Source organism: Planctomonas psychrotolerans, from assembly GCF_008642235.1.
GTDB lineage: Bacteria > Actinomycetota > Actinomycetes > Actinomycetales > Microbacteriaceae > Planctomonas > Planctomonas psychrotolerans.
On the sequence record NZ_SJEV01000001.1, the window covers coordinates 2,255,024 to 2,274,480 of the forward strand.

The following is a 19,457-nucleotide window of genomic DNA, read 5'->3' on the forward strand; positions in this document are numbered from 1 at the left end:
GACCGACGAGGGCATACGGTTCTCTTCATACGGTGCGGCGTGCTGCACCACCGGGAAGGAGAGGAACGCGATGGATGCGGTCGACGACGGCTCGCGCGAAGAACTCGAGGCCCGGCGGGACGGCCTGCTACGGCAGGCGGAACTGGTCGAGATCCGCGGCAGTGCACTCGACGACATTCTGCCCTCGGAACTGGAGCGAGCCCGTGAGGCGCTCCGCGACGGGATCACCGCCTCCGTCCGTGCCGTCGACGGCGCCGAGTCGCAGGCCGAACGGGACCGGTACCAGCAGAACGCCGACCGCGCCGAGGAGGCGCTGGCCTCGATCAGCCCGCCGCCGGTGGACGCTGCCTTCGTCGCGGCGGGGCATCGACTCGAGGCGAGCGGCATCGAGGCGCTGCTCGCCGAGAAGGACGCGGATGCCGACGCCGCTCACGAATAGCTGTGCCGCGCGCCACGCCCGTTCGGCGGTCCGGTGCGAGATGCCAGAGCCGTGGGCTGGAACTTGACCGACCGGTCCGCCTCTTCCAACGTGGGGTAGTAGCCGATGAGCTCGCGCCGCTCCGAGGTGGCCGCCCACGTGACCACGCGGTAGAACCACTGCCGTCGGGGCCCCAGCTGCAGGTGACGGATGACGGCGACAGGTTCCCGGCTGCTGTCGCGCATGATGATCCACTCGCTCTCGCCGATGCGGATCGGGGGCCAGGGTGGTTGCCATGACACGGGTGCTCCCATCTTTCCGGAGCAGTCCGGCCACTGCACGTTCATCGTAGCGGCGACCCACCGACAGACGGCAGGGGTCAGGCTGCGGCCCGCAGCGGGAACGCGACGAAGGCCGGTGCCGCGACCACTCGGTCGACCGCACCGGCCCTTCGGCCCGACGAGCGTCAGCGGACGATGCCCACGTACTTCTCGAAGTCGACGTTCACGCCCCGGATCTTGAGGCTGAGGTGCAGGTGACGTCCCGAACCGTACTCCGACCCGTAGGCCGAGGCGCCGGAGAGGCCGAGGCGCTGGCCCTGCGCCACCTGCTGTCCGGCCGCCACATCCACTCGGGACATGTGGAGGTACTCGGTGCGGGAAGAGTCGCCGTGGTCGATGAAGACCATGCGGCCGCCCGAACCGCCGAACGTGTGCTGGACGTAGATGACCTTGCCTGCCTTGACGGCGACGATGTCCGCTCCCACCGGAGAGGGGTAGTCGGTGCCGGGGTTCACGCTGGCGCGGGCCTTGTGATCATGGAAGTCGTCGGAGACGCGGCGGGTGAGCATCGGGTAGATGTACTCCGCGGTCGCCACCGACACCGGCAGGGTGGGGAGATCGGAGCAGGGCAGCAGCGCCTCGACGGAGGTGCTCAGCGAGACGGTGCCGCCCAGCAGGGTCACCTTCGTGGCGTTCAGGCGCACGATGTCGGCGAGCACGGAGCTCGGTACGCACTCGGTCTGCACGACGTAGAGCGGTGTGTCGCTCCCGCCGGCCCAGGAGGATCCGGCGAGCGCATCCGGGAAGTTCATACCGGTCGCGAGCAGTACCCGGTCGGCCGAGGAGAACGCGTCGCGGTTGACCGCCACGGAGGTCTCGAAGCGGTTGGTTCCGGCCAGCCGGCCGACGGAGAAGCTCTGCGCCAGGTGCTTCTCGATGGAGGCGCTGACCGAGTTCGGGCCACCGACGATCTTCACGTTGTTCACGCGGAGCTTCTTGAGCAGGGCGATCGTGGCGGCATCGACCGAGTCCGCTCCACCGTTCACGAGGAGCACGGGAGCGCCGCGGAGGCCCGCGGTACCTCCGGCGCTGAGGGCGTCGGGGAAGTCGCCGCCGGTGGTGATGTAGGCGGTCGACGAGCCGGATGCGCCGAACGCGTGGTCCACCACCGCGCGGGACGACTCGAAGCGGTTCGCTCCGGCGACGCGGACGGTGTTGGGCTGGAGTGCCCTCAGCTGGTCGACCGCCTTGTCGGCGATCGACCCGGTGCCGCCGACGACCACGATCTTGGCCGGCTTCAGGCGGGCGATCTCGTCCCGCACCGCGCCCGTCACGTACCACTTGTCGGTGAGCAGCAGCGGGCCGCCCTCCTTCGCGGCGGCGGCCCCGGCCGAGAGCGCGTCGGGGTAGTTCGATCCGGTGGCGACGTAGACGACCCGCGCCCCGTTCGGGTAGGCCCGTTGCGAGATCTTCGCGGCGCCCTCGTAGCGGTCGGAGCCGGCGACACGGTCGACGGCCGGTGGGGTCGGAGCGGCCTGCGCCGTACCGACTCCGGTGATCAGGATCAGCATGGCCGCGAGTGCGCTCGCGATCGTGTTCCTGGTACTCGTGCGCATGGGTGTTCTCCTTGATTGATCACGGCAGACTGCGCACGAACAGAGCGACCGAGCGCCCCCCCCACGGCGGCGGACTCTTCCGGTTTCTACACATGCGGCACGCGCATCCGAGCGGAGCGGATCGAGTCGCGTCACCGGAGCCCGGCGGCGCGATCTCGAGTTCCGCGTCCAGGTCGGAGATCATCGTCGCCGACTGCTCGTGAAACGTTGTGCGATTGCAATGTTACAGAATGGACACGAAAACTCACTCGCCCCAGTTCGGGGGCACACGCGCGAGTTACTGCCGGTGCGGCTCCACGTACCGCATCCACACCCACACGGACACGCACACCGCGGCGAAACCGACGGCCGAGACGGTGAGCGGCACGATGGTGGCCGCACCCTCGGCGCCGGTGGCCGACGCGAGCGCGGCGGATCCGATGGTCAGCACGACGACGCTGCCGACGAGGCGTGCCGGGTTGATTCCGCGCGCCAGCGACCGGCCGAGGGGCCGACCGAGCGGGAGCAACGCCACGACGGCGGATGCGAGGCCCGCGAGGGTGATGGTGGAGAGTAGCTCGCCCGAGAACGCCGTCCAGAAGCCGCTGCCCGCGCGGGACGCGCTGTACAGGCCCCAGGACGCCACGCTCAGCACCGTCAGGGTCCCCGCGGAGACGAGCGCCACCCGGGTGCGTTCCGACTCCTGTTCTTCCGCGTACCGGAGGCCGAGCATCTGGCCGACGATGAGGGGCGGAACGAGACCGGCGACGCGGGAGAGCAGTGCGGCGGCGGCCGTCAGCAGCAGCATCGCGGGAGCGATCCGCACGTGCACGACGGTGCCGCGGAAGCGCCGGAAGCCGTGGGCCATGGCGACGACGCCCACACCGTTCACCACGGCGAGCCCCAGCGTCGTGGCGAGGAGCAGTCGCAGGAAGTTCTCCTGCGCTTCCACCCGCAACGACACGGCGACGAGACCGGCCGCACCGATGAGGCAGACGCCCGCGACGACCCACCGATTCACGGGTCCGTCAGCCGCATCGGTCGAGGCCCGGTTCCGGCCGGTCACGCGCGCGCGGCGGGCGGACACCCGGTCGCCGAGCGCGGAACGGAGCAGGATCGCCGGCATCACGATGAGGAGCAGGATGCCCAGCGCGACGCCGAGCGAGGTCAGCCAACGCAGGTCGACGAACGCCGTCGGGAGTGGGGCGAGGGCCGAGCCGTACACGCTCGGCGCGCTCCACCCGGTGGTGCTCCCCGGCGGGACACCGGGGATTCCCGACGACGGCGGCCCGGCGGAGGGCGGCGCCGCGGCAGCGTCCTCCGGCTCGGTCGGGGCTTCGGTGGAGGGGGAGTTTCTCGGTTCCGCGGGTTCGGCGGGTCGCGCCGGCGTGGTCGTGTCGGGGTCGGGCACGGAACCGGGGGACGGCCCCTCGGTCGCCGTCGGTCCGGGAGGTGCACCCGCCTCGGCGGGTGCGCTGGGCACCGGGGTCGGAGCGGCGGTCGGCTGGAACGCGTCGACGGTCACCTCGGCCCACGGGCCGACGTTGCCGGCGGCATCCCGCTGCAGCGCGGTGATGCGGTTGGCGCCCGGTTTCAGACCCGCACCGTCGCACGACCAGGCCCCGTTCCGAACCAGGGCCGAGCAGACCGGTACGACACTCTGGTACACGTCGACCGTGGCGCCGGACTCCCCGCTGCCCGAGTAGGTGGTGCCCGTGAGGGGTACGCGCGCGTCGGGGCGCGGCGTGGAGATGGTGGGAGCCGCAGGCGGGGTGCTGTCGATGACGACGCTGACCGAGGCGGCCAGTGAGGGTCCGTCGCTCCACTCGGTCTCCTGCGTGGCACGGACCTCGTCCGGTCCACTCGCCGGCACCGGGTTCAGCACGCAGCTCCAGGTCGTCTCCGTGAACGGAATGACGGCGCACCGCGAGCCGGTCGTGGAGGTCACCGTCACGGTCGCACCCGGGTGGGAGGTGCCGGACACCACTCCCGACGGGGCAGCGCGCACGGTCGGGGGATTCAGGACGTCGACGGTGCGCGCCTCGGACGACGCGGACGACGCGGACGTTCCGGAGGTGCGCGCGACCACGGGAACGGCCTGGCCGCTCGGCAGGCTCACCGCGGTGCAGGCCCACTGCATCGCCCGGCGCTGCGGGGCACCGGTCTGGCAGTACGGGGTCGCGTCGTCGCGGACGATGATCTGCACGTCGGTGCCCGCCGCCTTGGTGCCGGTGAACTCGAGTCTGCCGTCCTTCACCGTCTCGGGGGGCGGCACGTCGAGCGTCGGGGCGGCCGCCACCCGGTCGGCAGGGGTGGGTTCCGGAGTCGCGGCCGCGGCGACCCCGGCGGGCGGCAGGGTCAGCGCGAGCGCGATGGCCGCGACGGCGAGTCGTCGACGGGTGCCGGGCGCGCGCCGATCACCGCCCTCGACCATACGTGTAGCCCAGCGCGACATGCTGTGTCGTAGAAGATTCCCCACCCTCCCTTCAGTAACGGTGATATCGGGAGCGATGTCAACGGTCGCCCCGCGTGGCGCCCCGTTATTCATCGAAAATTCCCGCCGACGGTGCGGGCGTCGACCTCCCGGGGAACCGCCACCTAGCGCCGTTATAGTGATCCACTATGGAAATCCTGATCGCCGTCATCGTCGTCGTCGTCCTTGCCGCGATCGTGGGGATCTACCTCTGGGCCACGTACAACTCCCTCGTGACCCTCAATGTGCGAGTGGACGAGGCGTGGAGCGACATCACCGTGCAGCTCAAGCGCCGCGCGGATCTGCTCCCGAACATCATCGACAGCGTGCGGGGCTATGCCGCTCATGAGCGGGGAGTGTTCGAGTCGGTGACGCGCGCGCGCGCCGAGACGGTCAATGCCGCATCCCCGGCCGAGGCGTCCGCCGCCGAGAACCACATGCAGGGCGCGCTCAAGAGCCTCTTCGCGGTGGCGGAGGCGTATCCGCAGCTCCAGGCCAGCCAGAACTTCCTGCAGCTGCAGGGCGAGCTCGTGGACACCGAGGACAAGATCCAGGCGTCCCGCAGGTTCTACAACGGTGGTGTGCGCGAGTTGAACACCAAGGTCAAGGTCTTCCCCAACACGATGTTCGTGCGCAATCTCGGCTTCTCCGAGCGGGAGTTCTTCGAGGTGTCGAACCTCGCGGCCATCTCGGAGCCGCCGCGCGTGCAGTTCTGACGCGGGTGCCGCACTAGCGCGTCGTTCGTCCCCGATCTCAGGCGTGCCGCGCGTCCTCGTGGTCGGCATGGCTCGCCGGCTCCAGCTGGAACGTGGAGTGCTGCACGCTCACGTGGAAGTGCAGGGCAACGCACGCCTGCAGCTCGTCGAGCAACGCGGGGGTCGATCCGTCGGCGAAGCACGCGTCGTCGACCACGACGTGGGCGGTGAGCACCGGCAGGCCCGTCGCGATGGTGCTGGCGTGCAGGTCGTGCACGTCGCGCACCCGGTCGAGGTCAAGGATGTGGGCGCGCACCGAGTCGAGGTCGAGCCCCCGGGGAGTCGACTCGAGCAGCACCTCCACCGTCTCCCTCAGCAGCATGAGGGCGCGGGGGAGGATGAGTGCGCCGATCAGGATGGCGGCGACGGCGTCGGCCCCGGTCCAGCCGGTGGTGGCGATCACGACCGCCGCGACGATGACGGCGACCGAGCCGAGGGCGTCGTACACCACTTCGAGGAACGCGGCCCGCAGGTTCATGTTCGTCGACCGGCTGGTGGCCAGCACGACGATCGATGCCGCACTGCCGAGCAGACCGAGGATGCCGAAGGCGAGGAGTTCGGTCGAGGGCACTTGGGCGGGAACGACCAGGCGTTCGATGCCCTCGATGAGCACGAACAGTCCCACGGCGAGCAGCACCGCGGCCTGGGCGGTGGCGGCCAGGATCTCGGCCCGGCCGTACCCCCAGGTGCGCCGCGAGGTCGTGGGTCGGGTGGCCAGCGATGCGGCCAGCAGGGCGACGAAGAGGCCGCCCGCATCCGTGAGCATGTGCGCCGCGTCCATCAGCAGGGCGAGACTCCCGGTGAGGGCCGCACCGATGAACTGGACCACCATCACCCCGGCGGTGATGCCGAAGGCGATGGCGAGACGGCGGCGGGGCGCCCCGTCGGCCGCGTGCGCGTGGCTGTGCGAGTGCGGCCCGGTCACGGGGTCGACTCCGGCGGGGCGCCCGCCGACGAGGCGTCGATCGGCGGAGCATCCGCCCGTTCGCCGTCGAGAAGGCGCGTGCCGAGCGCACGGGCCAGCTCCGCGGCGAGGGTGCCCCGATCGACGACGGCCACGTCGTCGAGCCCCTGCCAGGCAGCCGCCTCGCGGACGAGGACCGCGACGCGGTCGGCGACGGATCCCGGCGCGACGGACTCCTCCGTCCACGCCGACTGCACCCGCAGCACACCGGCCTGCCGGTCGCTCTTCAGGTCGATCCGACCCACGATCCGGTCGTCCAGCAGCACCGGCAGCACGTAGTAGCCGAACACGCGTTTCGGTTGCGGAGTGTAGATCTCGATCCGGTAGTGGAAGTCGAACATGCGCTCGGCCCGTTCCCGGCGCCACACCACGGGGTCGAAGGGGGAGAGCAGAGCCGCCGCGTCCATGCGCCGGGGCCGTCGGGCGTCGCGGTGCAGCCAGGCCCGCTCCGGTACGCCGTTGCGGTCCCAGCCCGCCACCCGCACGGGCAGCACCTCACCCGCGTCCTCGAGGTCGCGAATGGCGGCCTTCGTCGCCGCCGACGGCAGTCGGTAGTAGTCGGCGAAGTCGCTCAGGGTACCGATCCCATGAGCGGCCACCGACCGGCGCACCAACTCCCGGATCGCGTCGTCCCGGGGGATCTCACGGTCGAACACGTGCGGGGGGAGTACGTGCTCGGCCAGTCCGTAGCTGCGCTCGAAGCGGGTGCGACCGGCGCTCACCACCTCGCCCCACCCGAACAGCATCTCCAGTCCGCGCTTGACGTCGGACCAGCCCCACCAGCTGCCGGAGCGCCGGTTCGAGTCGTGCTCGATGCGACTCGCGGGAAGCGGGCCGTTCTCGGCCAGCTCCGCGCGCAGCCAGTCGAGCATCGGGCCGTTGGCCTGCACCCACCCGCCGGGCGCATCCGTGTACCGGCGACGACGATCCGCCATCCGCCAGCGGAAGAGCGGCCAGTCGTCGACCGGCAGCACGGCGGCCTCGTGGGCCCAGTACTCGATGTAGCCCGAGTTGGGGCGGAACATGAGGCGGTCGAGCGCGGCACGGTCGTATGCGCCCAGGCGGGCGAGCACGGGGAGGTAGTGACTGCGCTCGAAGACGTTCACCGAGTCGAGCTGCAGCAGGTGGATGCGGTCGAACAGGGCCGAGAAGGCCCGGCCGCCCACCGTGACCGGCCGGGGCCGACCGAACCCCTGGGCCGCGAGGGCCACCCGTCTCGCGAGCGCGGGAGGAATGTTCTGCACCACGGCTCGACCCTATCCGCCACCACCGACGGGAGCGGTTCCCGCCCCGACCGGGTCATCTGTCGGTAAGCCCGCCGGACCCCGTGACCGCACGAGCCGCCCCGGGATACCGGGTCGCCCGCCATAGACTGACGGGATGATCTTCGGCAGTCGCCGGGCCGGTAAAACGGCCCCCGATCGACCGGCCCCGGCCGCGTCGGATGCCTCGCCGACTCCGACCCGGGAGGAGGCTGCTCCCGCCCCTGCTGCTGCCGGCACCGTGCCGCCCGGCATGCTTCTCGCCGGAGCCTGGGCGTGGCGCATCCTCGTGCTGGTGGCGGTCGCTGCGGTTCTCGTCTTCGTGGTGATCCAACTGCGGCTCGTGGTCATCCCGCTCTTCATCGCGATCATCGTCAGCGCGCTGCTCGTGCCCGTGTCGAACTGGCTGCAGCGGCATCGCTGGCCCCGGGTCCTCGCGATCGCGACGGCGGAGCTCGGCGTGATCACGGCCGTGGCGGGGCTGGTGTACCTCGTCATCACCCAGATCCTCGGCCAGTACAGCGCCATCCGCGACCAGAGCTACGAGGCGTACGACAACTTCACGACCTATCTCCTCGACTCGCCGTTCGAGATCAGCGAGGCGGACATCAGCACCTTCCTGTCGCAGCTGCTGGACTCGGTGCGGCAGGACTCCGGCACGCTCGTGAACGGAGCCCTCTCGGTGGGTCTCTCGCTCGGTCACGTGGTCGCGGGTGTGCTCCTCATCATCTTCACCAGCCTGTTCATCCTGATCGATGGCCGAAGCATCTGGGCGTGGCTCGTGCGCCTGTTCCCGCGCAGCGCCCGCGCCGCGGTGCACGGTGCGGGCGTGGCCGGCTGGACCACGCTGCAGAACTTCGTGAAGGTGCAGATCCTGGTGGCGCTCATCGACGCCATCGGCATCGCCGGCGGAGCCGCCCTCTTCGGGGTCCCGCTCGCCATCCCGATCGGTGTGCTCGTGTTCCTCGGCTCCTTCATCCCCATCGTCGGCGCGGTCATCACGGGCGCGCTCGCCGTGTTCATCGCCCTCGTCTACAACGGGCCCGTGATCGCCCTCGTGATCCTCGGCATCGTGCTCCTCGTGCAGCAGATCGAGGGGCACATCCTCCAGCCGCTCATCATGGGCACCGCCGTCAAGGTGCACCCCCTCGCCGTGGTGCTCGCGGTGGCGTCCGGCAGCTTCGTGGGCGGGATCGCCGGGGCCTTCTTCGCCGTGCCGGTGGTCGCGACCGCGAATTCCATGATCCACTACGTCGCTCGGGGCACCTGGAAGACCGACCCGCCCCCGACCCCCGCGATCGCGGTACCCGCGGGTACCCTCGCCGCGGAGGGTCGCCCGACCCGATCCCGCGCCCGCCCATTCCTCCGTACAAAGGACCAGACCGTTGACTGACACCCCGCTCGTTGACCGCGTCGATGACTCCTCCGCTCCGCGCACGCCGGTGGTCGGCCCGAGTCTCGCCACCATCGAGACCGCCCGTGCCGTCGTGTCGCGGGTGGCCGACGTGACGCCGATGGAGAGTTCCCGCTTCCTCGCCGAGGTGCTGGGTTCCCCCGTCTACCTCAAGTGCGAGAACCTGCAGCGCACCGGCTCGTACAAGATCCGCGGCGCGTACAACCGCATCTCGAAGCTCACCGACGAGGAGAAGGCCCGCGGCGTGGTCGCCGCCTCGGCGGGGAACCACGCGCAGGGGGTCGCGTTCGCCGCCCGGGAGCTCGGCATCACGGCCACCATCTTCATGCCCGTGGGGGTGGCGCTGCCGAAGCTCCAGGCGACCCGGAACTACGGCGCCGACGTCGTGCTGCGCGGCCACACCGTCGCGGAGCCTCTGCAGGCCGCCGCCGAGTTCGCCGAGGCCACCGGAGCGGTGCTGATCCCGCCGTTCGACCACGAGGACGTCGTGGCGGGTCAGGGAACGCTCGGCCTCGAGATCCTCGATCAGGTCGCCGATATCGACACCGTGATCGTGCCCATCGGCGGCGGCGGACTCATCTCCGGAGTCGCCAGCGCGCTGAAGCAGAGCGCCGCGCGCGACGGGCGTTCCATCCGGGTGATCGGCGTGCAGGCGGCGAACGCCGCCGCGTACCCGCCCTCGCTGTCCGCCGGTGTGCCGATGGAGGTGCCGATCACCGCCACCATCGCCGACGGCATCGCCGTGAGCAAGCCGGGCATGCTGAACTTCGCGATCATCAAGGACATGGTCGACGAGGTCGTCACCGTGAGCGACGACGACACGGCACGGGCGCTGCTCGTGCTGCTCGAGCGGGCGAAGCTCGTGGTCGAGCCCGCCGGCGCCGTGGCCGTCGCCGCGATCCTCTCGGGCAAGGTGACGAACGCCGGACGCACGGTCGCCATCCTGAGCGGGGGGAACATCGACCCGCTCATGATGGAGCGCGTCATCGCCCGCGGACTCGCGGCATCCGACCGCTACCTGAAGCTGCGGGTGATGCTGCCGGATCGCCCCGGTCAGTTGGCGCGGACCTCGCAGATCATCAGCGAGGCCAATGCCAACGTGGTCGAGGTGCTGCACACGCGGCACGGCCGGGGACTGCAGATCAGCGACGTGGAGCTCGAGGTGAGTGTGGAGACTCGCGGGCCGGAGCACAGCGCCTTCGTCATCGAGAAGCTGCGCGAGGCGGGCTACGAACCCCGCACCGCCGTCGACTAGCGGGGGACGTAGGTCTCGACGCCCGTGATCTCGACCGGGATGTCGCGGCCGTTCGGGGCGCGGTAGCTGATCGAGTCGCCGATCTTGAGGCCGAGGATCGCGGTACCGAGCGGGCTCCCCTCGCTGTAGACGTCGAGGTCGCTGTCGCCCGCGATCTCCCGGTTGCCGATGAGGAACTTGGTGGAGTCCCCGGCGATGGTCGCGGTGACCACGGTTCCCGGCTCCACGACACCGTGGCTCTCGGGGGCCTCGCCGACCTGCGAGTGGCGCAGCAGGTGGGTGAGCACGCGGATGCGTGCCTCGATCTTGCCCTGCTCCTCCTTCGCCGCGTGGTAGCCGCCGTTCTCCTTCAGGTCGCCCTCGTCGCGCGCGATCTCGATCTTCTTCGCGATCTCTTCACGACCGGCGACGCTCAGGTGTTCGAGTTCCGCGGTAAGACGGTCGAACGCCTCCCGGGTCAACCAGGTGACGGATGTTTCCTGTGACAAAGTGAACTCCTCGGATACGCATGAGCGCCTCGACGGTACCGTCGAGGCGAATCCTTCAGCCTACGCGGGCCAGCAGGAGTAGATCAAGCCTGTCACGGCGGTGTCGAGGGTGCGAAGAGGCTCCGTGAACTGCCGGGTGAACGCGTCGCCCGGTGGCACCTCGACGATCTTCCACCCCACCACACCGAATTGCTCGCTGAGCGCCTGCACCGCGCAGTAGGTGGCCGTGCCGACCGGCACGGACAGCTCGTACGTGACGTCCACGTTGTGCTCGTCGTGCAACGTGTACCCGATGTTGCGGGTCTGGATGTTCGACCGGCTGGTGTCGAGGGTGGCGAAGATGAGCCAGGCGCCGAGCACCACGGCGAACGTGATTCCGGCCGTGATCAGGATGGCCCGCTGCCGGGCGCCGGTGCGGGCGGTACGGCCGTAACGGGCGTCGAGGTTCTCGTTCGACACGCGTCTCCTCCCGCCCGCGTGCGGTGAGCGGGCACCCGATCCGCGGCGGCCCGTTCCGCGGATTCCCCGCGCCGCCACCTACTACTCTTGATGTACAGGTTATTCGCTTTCCCTAGGAGTTTTGTGACGCTGCGACTGCTGGCCGTGCACGCCCATCCCGACGACGAGTCGAGCAAGGGGGCCGCGACGTACGCCTACTACCGCGACCGTGGCGCCGAGACGATGATCGTGAGCTGCACCGGCGGCGAGGCGGGCAGCATCCTCAACGAATCGCTGGAATCGCGCGCCATGGCCGAGCGGGATCTGCCCGGGCTCCGCCGTCTCGAGCTCGCTCGCGCGCAGGCCGAGATCGGGTTCTCGCACCGCTGGCTCGGTTATGCGGACTCCGGGATGCCCGGCGAGGAGGAGTCGGTCGACCCGAACTCGTTCGCCGCGATTCCGCTCCACATCTCCTCCGCCCCGCTCATCCGGATCGTGCGGTCCTTCCGTCCGCACGTGCTGCTGAGCTACGACGAGAACGGCGGTTACCCGCACCCCGACCACATCCGCGCCCATCAGGTGGCGATGGAGGCCTGGCGCGAGTCGGCCAACATGGAGAAGTATCCGGACCTCGGCGAACCGTGGACGATCGCCAAGCTGTACTACGACCGCATCTTCAACGCCGACCGGGTCTCCGCCATCTACGACGCGTTCCTCGCCACGAACCCGCCGCAGACGGTGCTCGACCAGCTGGCCGAGATGAACACGTGGATGCGCGACCGTCCGGCCGATGCGACGACCCGCGTCCCGGCGGGCGAGTACTTCGAGCACCGCGATCGCGCGCTGCGGGCCCACGCCAGCCAGGTGTCGCCCGACAGCTCGTTCTTCTTCTGGCCCAACGACGTGCAGCGGGCCGCCTGGCCCTTCGAGGATTACCGGCTCGTGGAATCCCGCGTTCCCGCCGGTATCACCGCGGGAACGCCGGAGGACGACCTGTTCGCCGGCATCCCCGATGATGAGGCCGGCCGATGATCGCGGCCTTCGCCGGGAGCGCCGTCGCTTCGGCGCTGGATGCCGCCCTGCTCGCGCTCGCCGCGACGCCCACGCCGGCACCCGACTTCGACACGAACACGGTGTCGCCCGGAGTCGCCGGCTTCCTCATCACCTTCGGTGTCGCCTTGGTGGCGGTGCTCCTGATGGTGGACATGGTGCGCCGCGTGCGGCGCACCCGCTACCGCGAGGACATCCGGGCGCAGCTCGAGGAGGAGCAGCGGGCCGCGGGCGGGGAGACCCGACCGGAACCCGGAAGCGGCGGGGCGATCGACGGAACCGATTCGCGCCCGGAGCGACCACCCGGCTCCTGACCACGGGCCGGGTTCGCCGGCAGGCCGGTAGCTCGGAACGAACGCCGGTCAGCTCAGGATGTCCTTGGTGGCGAAGCGGCCGTAGGCGAGTGCGCCGAATACGGCGATGTAGCCCAGCTGCAGGAGGGCGTTGTCGCCGAACGTGCCGAATGAAATCGGCTGGCGCATCAGGTCGGCGAAGCCGAACCAGTGGTGGCTGAACAGCCACGGGTGCAACCACTCCAGTTGCGGCAGGGCACCCAGGATCTGCGACACGGCGGCAAGCACGATCGTGGCCGCCATGGCGCCCACCGGCACGGTCGTCAGGGTGGAGATGAACAGGCCCACCGCGCTCAGCCCGAGGAGGGACACCGCCACGTACGCGGCGAGCAGCAACGCGCGCAGGGCGTACTCACCGACACCGATGGTGTCGCCGGACAGCAGGGGCACCGGGCCCACGGGGAACAGCGCGGCCCCGATCGCCGTTCCCGCCAGCACGATCGTGAGGGTGGCGGCGAAACAGAACAGGGCCGCGACGGCGAACTTCACAATCAGGAGCCGCACCCGGGCGACGGGGGCGACGAGGAGGTAGCGGAGAGTGCCGAGGTTCGCCTCGCCGGCGATGGTGTCGCCCGCGACCACCCCGATGGTGAGCGGCAGGAACAGGGGGATGGAGACCGCGAGGCCGGTCAACGCGACGAACAGGCCGTTCTGAGTGATGCTGCCGAGGAACGGCGGGCCACCGCCACGGGCGTCACCGTCGGACGACAACCGGATAGCGATCGCGATGAGCACGGGCACGGCAGCGAGCGCGGCGAGCAGGGCCCAGGTGCGTCGTCGGGCGAAGAGCACCCGCACCTCGGAGGCGAAGAGACCGAGTCCGCTCGTGCGGATCGCGGGCGCGGACGCTCGCGACGGATCACTGGGCAACGTCGAACCCCTCCCCGGTGAGTGCGACGAAGCGTTCCTCGAGGCTCGCACCGTCGACGCTGAAGCCGCGCACCCGAACGCCCGCGGTGACGAGCGCGCGGGAGATGTCCTCGGGCGGTGGTGCGGTGGCCGGGAGGTCGGCCGTCACCACGGTGTCGCGATGGCTGGCCGAGGCCACGGCGGCGGAGGCAGCACCGGGATAGGCCACGGCGGTGGCCGAAGCAGCAGCGGGGCGGGCCACGGCGACCGCCGCATCCGGGCGCTCGTCGGCGTCGGGGGAGAGGCCGAGTCGGCTCAGCACCGCGCGGGCCTCACCGGGGTCGGGCGTGTGCACGCGAACGCGCATCGACCCCGACGCGCGCAGCTCGTCGAGCGTGCCCTGAGTCACGAGGTTGCCCGCGCTCATCACCGCGATGTGGGTGCACATCTGCTCCACCTCGGCGAGCAGGTGGCTCGAGACGAACACGGTGGTTCCCTCGTCGGCGAAGGAGCGGATGAGGCCGCGCACCTCGCGGGTTCCCTGCGGGTCGAGGCCGTTGCTGGGTTCGTCGAGGATGAGGAGATCGCGCGGCGTGAGCAGGGCGTTGGCGATGCCGAGTCGCTGTTTCATGCCCAGCGAGTACGCGTGCGCCTTCTTCCCTGCCGCGGCGGTGAGTCCCACCCGGTCGAGAGCGGCGTCCACGCGCCTGGACCGGGTGGCGGGGTCGGCGTGCCGGTCGCCGGAATCGAAGCGGAGGAGATTCGCCCGACCCGACAGGAAGGGGTAGAACGCCGGTCCCTCCACGAGCGCGCCCACCCGGGGGAGGACGGAACGCCCGGCGTCGGGCATGGGCGCGTCGAGCATCCGGATGTCACCCCCGCTGGGCGAGGCGAGACCGAGCAGCATGCGGATCGTGGTGGTCTTGCCCGACCCGTTGGGTCCGAGGAAGCCGAACACCGATCCGCGAGGCACGGCCAGCGAGAGATCCCGCACCACTGTGGCGTGCCCGAACGACTTGGTGAGACCGCGGGTCTCGATTGCCAGCGTGCCGGCGGCGGCCTTGGGCTCGTCGGCGTGCGCGGATGCCGCGGGTGCCGGCATCAGCTCACCGCCCGCGTCGTGCAGTCGCGGGCGGTGGGTGAGTCGGGCGTCACCGTTCGAGGGCTCCGGCGGCGGCGGCCTGCAGCCTCTCCACGGGCACCGCGCCCGCGAAGATCCGACCGTCGTCGGTGATGAGCACGGTGACCAGCGCCGTGCTCAGTACCCGGCCGCCCTCGACATCCGTTGTGAGCTGCTCGAGAAGCTGTGCGGTCTCGGCGGCGCTCGCCGGGGTGCCACCGGCATCCGTGCCCATCGGGAATGCGGCGTCGGGCATTGCGGGCAATGCGACGACGGCGTCCCAGCCGGAACCGTAGACCGCGGGTGCGCCCTCGGCTCCCGCGGCGTCGACGCCCGGGAGGTGCTTTGCGAGGTGGTCCTCGTTCGGGTCGGTCGGATGCGGAGCGTCGAGCGCGCCGTGAGCCGCGGAGTGCTTCGACAGTCGGCGCTCGAGCGCCTCCGGATCGATCGGCTTCTCGGTCACGGTCGCCCCGGCGGGCGGGCTGAAATCGAAGAGCGAGGCATCGGGCGCCGAGAAGTCGATCGCGGAGAACCCGAGCGACACCGCCGGGTCGTCCTGGCCGACCGCGGTCACCTCCACCCGGAGCGGCAAGCCGGTCTCCGAGTCGACGGAGAGGGTGACGCCGTCGACGAGGGTCTCCGACGACTTCGGGTCGAGCGAGAGCTGGTACACGGATCGGCCGGCGACGAGGGCGGTGGTCGCGACGCTCACCGAGGTGGAGGGGTCGATCGCCTCGATGAGGCGGGTCGCCACCTCCGCCGGCGTGCGCGGCCCGGTGTAGCCCGGATAGGCGTCGCCGCCGGCATGCGCGTCGATCGCCGCGGTCGTTCCCTCGGGCAGGGTGACGTGTACGGCCTCGTTCGGGTCGGAGTCGTAGAGCCACAGCTCGTCCCCGTTGATGATCACGTCGCGCTCCGCCATGTCGTCGAGGACCTGCAGGCGGACGGACGAGGAGTCGCCGACGAATGCCCGGACGGTGTGCGATCCGGTGAGGAACTCGAGAGCACCGGTCGGAAGTTCCGACGATCCGGGCGTGGTCGGGATATCGGGGAGACCGAGGTCCGAGCGCTGCTCGAGGGTTCCCGAGAAGGCGACCCCGGTGCTGTCGGCGATCATCGCCAGCACCTCATCGGCGGACTTCTCCGGCAGCGTCGGGGCGGCACCCGCGGTGGCGGGTATGGCGACGGCGGCGGTGACGACGACTGCGGGGACGATTGCGGCGGGCAGCCAGCGCATCCATTTCGAGCTCATGATTCTCACCCTCGAGACACCGGGATAGACCGACGGTACGGTGCCCTCTTGCGGAGGATACACCCGCCGGATTCCGCCGGGCTGGGAGCGTCGTCGTCGGCTTCCGCCGGTGCCGATCAGATGAGCCGCCGCGGTGTCGGTCAGACGAAACGGGGCGGATCCACGGCCACGAGAAGGATCCCGAGCCAGTGGCAGAGGAACGCGAACAGCGTCAGGGTGTGGAAGATCTCGTGGAAGCCGAACACGCCGGGCACCGGATTGGGGCGCTTGAGTCCGTAGATCACGGCACCGACCGTGTAGAAGATCCCGCCGGCGAGGATGAGGTTCATCATGAGCGCGTTCGCGGAGTAGAAGTCGACGATGAAGATCAATGACGCGTAGCCGAGCAGGAGGTAGAGCGGCACGTAGAGCCACCGCGGCGCGGTGATCCAGAACACGCGGAAGGCGATGCCGAGCGCCGCGCCGACCCACACCAGCCAGAGCAGCAGCACCGACTTCTCCTCGGGCAGGGCGAGCACGGTGATCGGGGTGTACGAACCGGCGATCAACAGGAAGATGTTGGCGTGGTCGATGCGCTTCAGCAGGTTCTTCATCGGCGGTGACCACCGGAAGCGGTGGTAGAGAGCCGAGTTCCCGAAGAGCAGCAGCGAACTGACCGCGAAGACGGTGCAGCTGACCTTCGCCGCGGTGCCGTCGGCGACGGACACGAGCACGATTCCCAGCAGGATGGCGAGCGGGAACGTCCCCGCGTGGATCCAGCCGCGCCACGACGGCCGGTCATCCTGCGCATGCTCGATGGCGTCATCCAGCAGGGGGAGGTTCGGAAGTTCCGCCGCGTCCTCGTGATCGGCCCGGGTGCTGTCCTGTTCCGGTCGTGAGGCGCTCATGCCGCAAGTTTAGGGGCGCAGCGCACGCTGCCCTCCCGGACGGGCGGTGCCGGGTGGACTACCGTGAAGGAGTGCGAAACCGGAACATGCCCCTCGGCTCCGGCATCATCTATGGCCTGTACAAGAAGGGCATCCGCAAAGATCTCACCGCGGAGGCCCTGCCCCATCACGTCGCCATGATCGTCGACGGAAACCGGCGGTGGGCGCGCCAGCGACTCCTCGAGTCCGCCGCGCACGGGCACCGCGCCGGGGCGGCGAAGATCGGCGAGTTCCTCACCTGGTGCGACGACCTCGACATCCGGGTCGTGACGCTGTACCTGCTGTCGACCGACAACCTCATCGGTCGGGCCGGGGAGGAACTCGACGACCTGATCGAGATCATCGCTCAGCTCACCGACGACCTCTCGCAATGCCGTGACTGGCGCGTCAAGCACGTCGGCAATCCGGCGGGGCTTCCGGAGCGCCTCACCACCGCGCTCCGCGAGGCGGAGGAACGCACCATCGACCATCCCGGACTGCACATCAACCTCGCGGTCGGGTACGGCGGTCGGCACGAGATCGCGGATGCCGTGCGCAGCATCCTCGCCGCCCACCACAGCGCCGGCGGATCGATCGAGGAGCTGGCGGAATTGCTGACGCCCGACCTCATCGGCGAGCACCTCTATACCAGTGGCCAGCCCGACCCCGATCTCGTGATCCGCACTTCCGGCGAACAGCGGGTCAGCGACTTCATGCTCTGGCAGAGTGCGCACAGCGAGCTGTACTTCGTGGAGGCGCTCTACCCCGACCTGCGCGAGGTCGACTTCCTCCGCGCGTTGCGCGACTACTCGAAGCGCCATCGCCGCTACGGGGCCTGACCCGATCTCACTCCGACCTGCCGAAGGTCCGGTCCCTGAGCCTGTCGAAGGGACGCGACCTGCCGAACCTGCGGTCCCTGAGCCTGTCGAAGGGACGCGACCGGCCGAATCTGCGGTCCCTGAGCCTGTCGAAGGGACGCGACCCGTCTCGCCTCGCCGAGATTTAATCTCGCGGACATTTCCGCTCGCGTGTCGGGAGGCGCGGAACGAGCCGCCCGGTCGTATGTTCGGTTGCATCAGGTAAGGAACCTGGTCGAGACGGCCACATAAGTCGCGTTTCGATAGCCCGGCCGACTCGCCAATGAACCGAGGGCTCGCTCTCGGGTTGGGAGTGGTTGTGGCCGCGTTGAATTCTCAGAAGCCGCGTCGGAGTTCGTCCCCATCGTCGGGTGCTGCGCCGGAAACGGCGGAGCGCACGTTCGTCCTCGACACGTCGGTGCTGCTGTCGGACCCGAAGGCGATCTTCCGGTTCGCCGAGCACGCGGTGGTGCTCCCCGTCGTGGTGGTATCCGAGCTCGAGGCGAAGCGGCACGACCCGGAGATCGGATACTTCGCTCGGCAGGCCCTTCGTCACCTCGACGACCTGCGAGTGCAGCACGAGCGACTCGACTTCCCGATCTCCGTCGGGGAAGCCGGCGGAACGGTGCGGGTCGAGCTCAACCACTCGAACATGTCGGTGCTGCCCTCCGGTCTTCAACTCGGCGACAACGACTCGCGCATCCTCGCCGTGGCCATGAACCTGGCCAACGAGGGCCTCCCCGTGACTGTCGTGTCGAAGGACCTGCCGATGCGCGTGAAGGCCGCGTCGATCGGACTGACGGCGGACGAGTATCGCGCGGAGCAGGCGGTCGACTCCGGCTGGACCGGTATGTCGGAGCTGTCGCTCGGGGCGGACGACATGGCCGAGCTCTACGAGGCGGAGCGGCTCCGCACCCCTGCCGCGGCGACCCTGCCCATCAACACGGGCCTCGTCCTGCACTCCGACCGCGGCTCGGCCCTCGGCCGGGTGACCGGCAACGGCGAGGTGACCCTCGTGCGCGGCGACCGAGACGTGTTCGGCCTGCACGGCCGGTCGGCAGAGCAGCGGCTCGCCATCGACATGCTGCTCGACCCGTCGGTGGGCATCCTCTCCCTCGGCGGCCGGGCCGGAACGGGCAAGTCGGCCATCGCACTGTGCGCGGGCCTCGAGGCCGTGCTGGAGAAGCAGCAGCACCGGAAGATCATGGTCTTCCGACCGCTGTACGCCGTCGGTGGCCAGGAGCTCGGCTTCCTCCCGGGCGACGCCACCGAGAAGATGAACCCGTGGGCGCAGGCGGTGTTCGACACGCTCGGTGCCCTGGTGTCGCAGAACGTGCTCGACGAGGTGATGGCTCGCGGCATCCTCGAGGTGCTGCCGCTCACGCACATCCGCGGGCGCTCGTTGCACGACGCCTTCGTGATCGTGGATGAGGCGCAGTCGCTCGAGCGGAACGTGCTGCTCACGGTGCTCAGCCGCATCGGGCAGAACTCCCGCGTGGTGCTGACCCACGATGTGGCGCAGCGCGACAACCTGCGGGTGGGGCGGCACGACGGAGTGGCCTCGGTGATCGAGACGCTGAAGGGTCATCCGCTCTTCGGGCACGTGACCTTCACGCGATCCGAGCGTTCCGCGATCGCGGCCCTCGTGACCGAGCTGCTCGAGTCGAACGACGTGGGATAGACCAGCGAACGGCCCTTCGACAGGCTCAGGGACCGTGATCCTTCGAC

General features: G+C 70.0%; 19 protein-coding genes. 8 read left to right on the forward strand and 11 right to left on the reverse strand.

Translation table 11 applies throughout. The features are described 5' to 3' along the window. The first annotated feature begins 70 nt into the window (after nucleotides 1–70). Nucleotides 71–439, forward strand: coding sequence for a hypothetical protein (locus tag EY822_RS10420; protein ID WP_150308200.1), 369 nt, complete (start codon nucleotides 71–73; stop codon nucleotides 437–439). Here the strand turns inward: EY822_RS10420 and EY822_RS10425 are convergent. From EY822_RS10425 to EY822_RS10435, 3 genes are all read right to left on the reverse strand, one after another. Further along, entirely contained in the window at nucleotides 430–720 is a 291-nt protein-coding gene (locus EY822_RS10425) for a hypothetical protein (RefSeq protein WP_150308201.1), read from the reverse strand. The genes EY822_RS10420 and EY822_RS10425 overlap by 10 nt on opposite strands. A 164-nt stretch (nucleotides 721–884) precedes the next feature. After that, complete coding sequence (locus tag EY822_RS10430) at nucleotides 885–2,315, reverse strand: cell wall-binding repeat-containing protein (RefSeq protein WP_150308202.1); 1,431 nt, start codon at nucleotides 2,313–2,315, stop codon at nucleotides 885–887. A gap of 277 nt (nucleotides 2,316–2,592) precedes the next feature. Then, nucleotides 2,593–4,728, reverse strand: a complete 2,136-nt coding sequence (locus tag EY822_RS10435) for a hypothetical protein (RefSeq protein ID WP_150308203.1) — start codon at nucleotides 4,726–4,728, stop codon at nucleotides 2,593–2,595. Between the two features lie 188 nt (nucleotides 4,729–4,916). Here EY822_RS10435 and EY822_RS10440 point away from each other — a divergent pair, with 188 nt between their 5' ends. Continuing rightward, nucleotides 4,917–5,483, forward strand: a complete 567-nt coding sequence (locus EY822_RS10440) for a LemA family protein (protein ID WP_150308204.1) — start codon at nucleotides 4,917–4,919, stop codon at nucleotides 5,481–5,483. A 37-nt stretch (nucleotides 5,484–5,520) separates the two neighbouring features. On the opposite strand, the gene EY822_RS10445 is transcribed toward EY822_RS10440, so the two are convergent. Both EY822_RS10445 and EY822_RS10450 read right to left on the reverse strand, forming a co-directional pair. Next, on the reverse strand, nucleotides 5,521–6,447 hold the full coding sequence (locus tag EY822_RS10445; RefSeq protein ID WP_150308205.1) for a cation diffusion facilitator family transporter: 927 nt from the start codon (nucleotides 6,445–6,447) through the stop codon (nucleotides 5,521–5,523). Beyond that, entirely contained in the window at nucleotides 6,444–7,733 is a 1,290-nt protein-coding gene (locus tag EY822_RS10450; RefSeq protein WP_150308206.1) for a winged helix-turn-helix domain-containing protein, read from the reverse strand. The genes EY822_RS10445 and EY822_RS10450 overlap by 4 nt, the downstream gene beginning before the upstream one ends. A gap of 133 nt (nucleotides 7,734–7,866) precedes the next feature. On the opposite strand from EY822_RS10450, the gene EY822_RS10455 reads away from it, so the two are divergent. Beyond that, nucleotides 7,867–9,141: an AI-2E family transporter gene (locus EY822_RS10455; protein ID WP_150308207.1), complete on the forward strand. Its 1,275-nt coding sequence runs from the start codon at nucleotides 7,867–7,869 to the stop codon at nucleotides 9,139–9,141. A 49-nt stretch (nucleotides 9,142–9,190) separates the two neighbouring features. Continuing rightward, the gene (gene ilvA / locus EY822_RS10460) at nucleotides 9,191–10,417 is read left to right on the forward strand and encodes a threonine ammonia-lyase (protein WP_150308886.1); all 1,227 of its coding nucleotides are present in this window, start codon (nucleotides 9,191–9,193) and stop codon (nucleotides 10,415–10,417) included. Here ilvA and greA read toward each other — a convergent pair. After that, nucleotides 10,414–10,905 carry a transcription elongation factor GreA gene (gene greA / locus EY822_RS10465; protein ID WP_150308208.1) on the reverse strand — a complete coding sequence of 164 codons (492 nt, stop codon included), beginning with the start codon at nucleotides 10,903–10,905 and terminating at the stop codon, nucleotides 10,414–10,416. The two genes, ilvA and greA, sit on opposite strands and share 4 nt — an antisense overlap. 60 nt (nucleotides 10,906–10,965) lie before the next feature. Next, entirely contained in the window at nucleotides 10,966–11,364 is a 399-nt protein-coding gene (locus EY822_RS10470; protein WP_227497201.1) for a DUF4307 domain-containing protein, read from the reverse strand. Between the two features lie 123 nt (nucleotides 11,365–11,487). Between EY822_RS10470 and mca the strand changes: the two genes are divergently transcribed. Together mca and EY822_RS10480 are read left to right on the forward strand one after the other, a co-directional pair. After that, the gene (gene mca / locus EY822_RS10475; RefSeq protein ID WP_227497202.1) at nucleotides 11,488–12,375 is read left to right on the forward strand and encodes a mycothiol conjugate amidase Mca; all 888 of its coding nucleotides are present in this window, start codon (nucleotides 11,488–11,490) and stop codon (nucleotides 12,373–12,375) included. Next, on the forward strand, nucleotides 12,372–12,707 hold the full coding sequence (locus tag EY822_RS10480) for a hypothetical protein (RefSeq protein WP_150308210.1): 336 nt from the start codon (nucleotides 12,372–12,374) through the stop codon (nucleotides 12,705–12,707). The genes mca and EY822_RS10480 overlap by 4 nt, the downstream gene beginning before the upstream one ends. 48 nt (nucleotides 12,708–12,755) lie before the next feature. On the opposite strand, the gene EY822_RS10485 is transcribed toward EY822_RS10480, so the two are convergent. The 4 genes from EY822_RS10485 to trhA form a co-directional block, all read right to left on the reverse strand. Continuing rightward, on the reverse strand, nucleotides 12,756–13,616 hold the full coding sequence (locus tag EY822_RS10485) for an ABC transporter permease (protein WP_150308211.1): 861 nt from the start codon (nucleotides 13,614–13,616) through the stop codon (nucleotides 12,756–12,758). Next, the gene (locus EY822_RS10490) at nucleotides 13,606–14,697 is read right to left on the reverse strand and encodes an ABC transporter ATP-binding protein (RefSeq protein WP_150308212.1); all 1,092 of its coding nucleotides are present in this window, start codon (nucleotides 14,695–14,697) and stop codon (nucleotides 13,606–13,608) included. The genes EY822_RS10485 and EY822_RS10490 overlap by 11 nt, the downstream gene beginning before the upstream one ends. 49 nt (nucleotides 14,698–14,746) lie before the next feature. Further along, nucleotides 14,747–15,967 carry a LolA family protein gene (locus EY822_RS10495; protein WP_150308213.1) on the reverse strand — a complete coding sequence of 407 codons (1,221 nt, stop codon included), beginning with the start codon at nucleotides 15,965–15,967 and terminating at the stop codon, nucleotides 14,747–14,749. A gap of 140 nt (nucleotides 15,968–16,107) precedes the next feature. Beyond that, on the reverse strand, nucleotides 16,108–16,854 hold the full coding sequence (gene trhA / locus EY822_RS10500; protein WP_150308214.1) for a PAQR family membrane homeostasis protein TrhA: 747 nt from the start codon (nucleotides 16,852–16,854) through the stop codon (nucleotides 16,108–16,110). A gap of 86 nt (nucleotides 16,855–16,940) precedes the next feature. On the opposite strand from trhA, the gene EY822_RS10505 reads away from it, so the two are divergent. Together EY822_RS10505 and EY822_RS10510 are read left to right on the forward strand one after the other, a co-directional pair. Beyond that, entirely contained in the window at nucleotides 16,941–17,711 is a 771-nt protein-coding gene (locus EY822_RS10505; protein WP_150308888.1) for an isoprenyl transferase, read from the forward strand. A 346-nt stretch (nucleotides 17,712–18,057) separates the two neighbouring features. Further along, nucleotides 18,058–19,410, forward strand: coding sequence for a PhoH family protein (locus EY822_RS10510; RefSeq protein ID WP_227497327.1), 1,353 nt, complete (start codon nucleotides 18,058–18,060; stop codon nucleotides 19,408–19,410). Nucleotides 19,411–19,457: the final 47 nt, after the last annotated feature.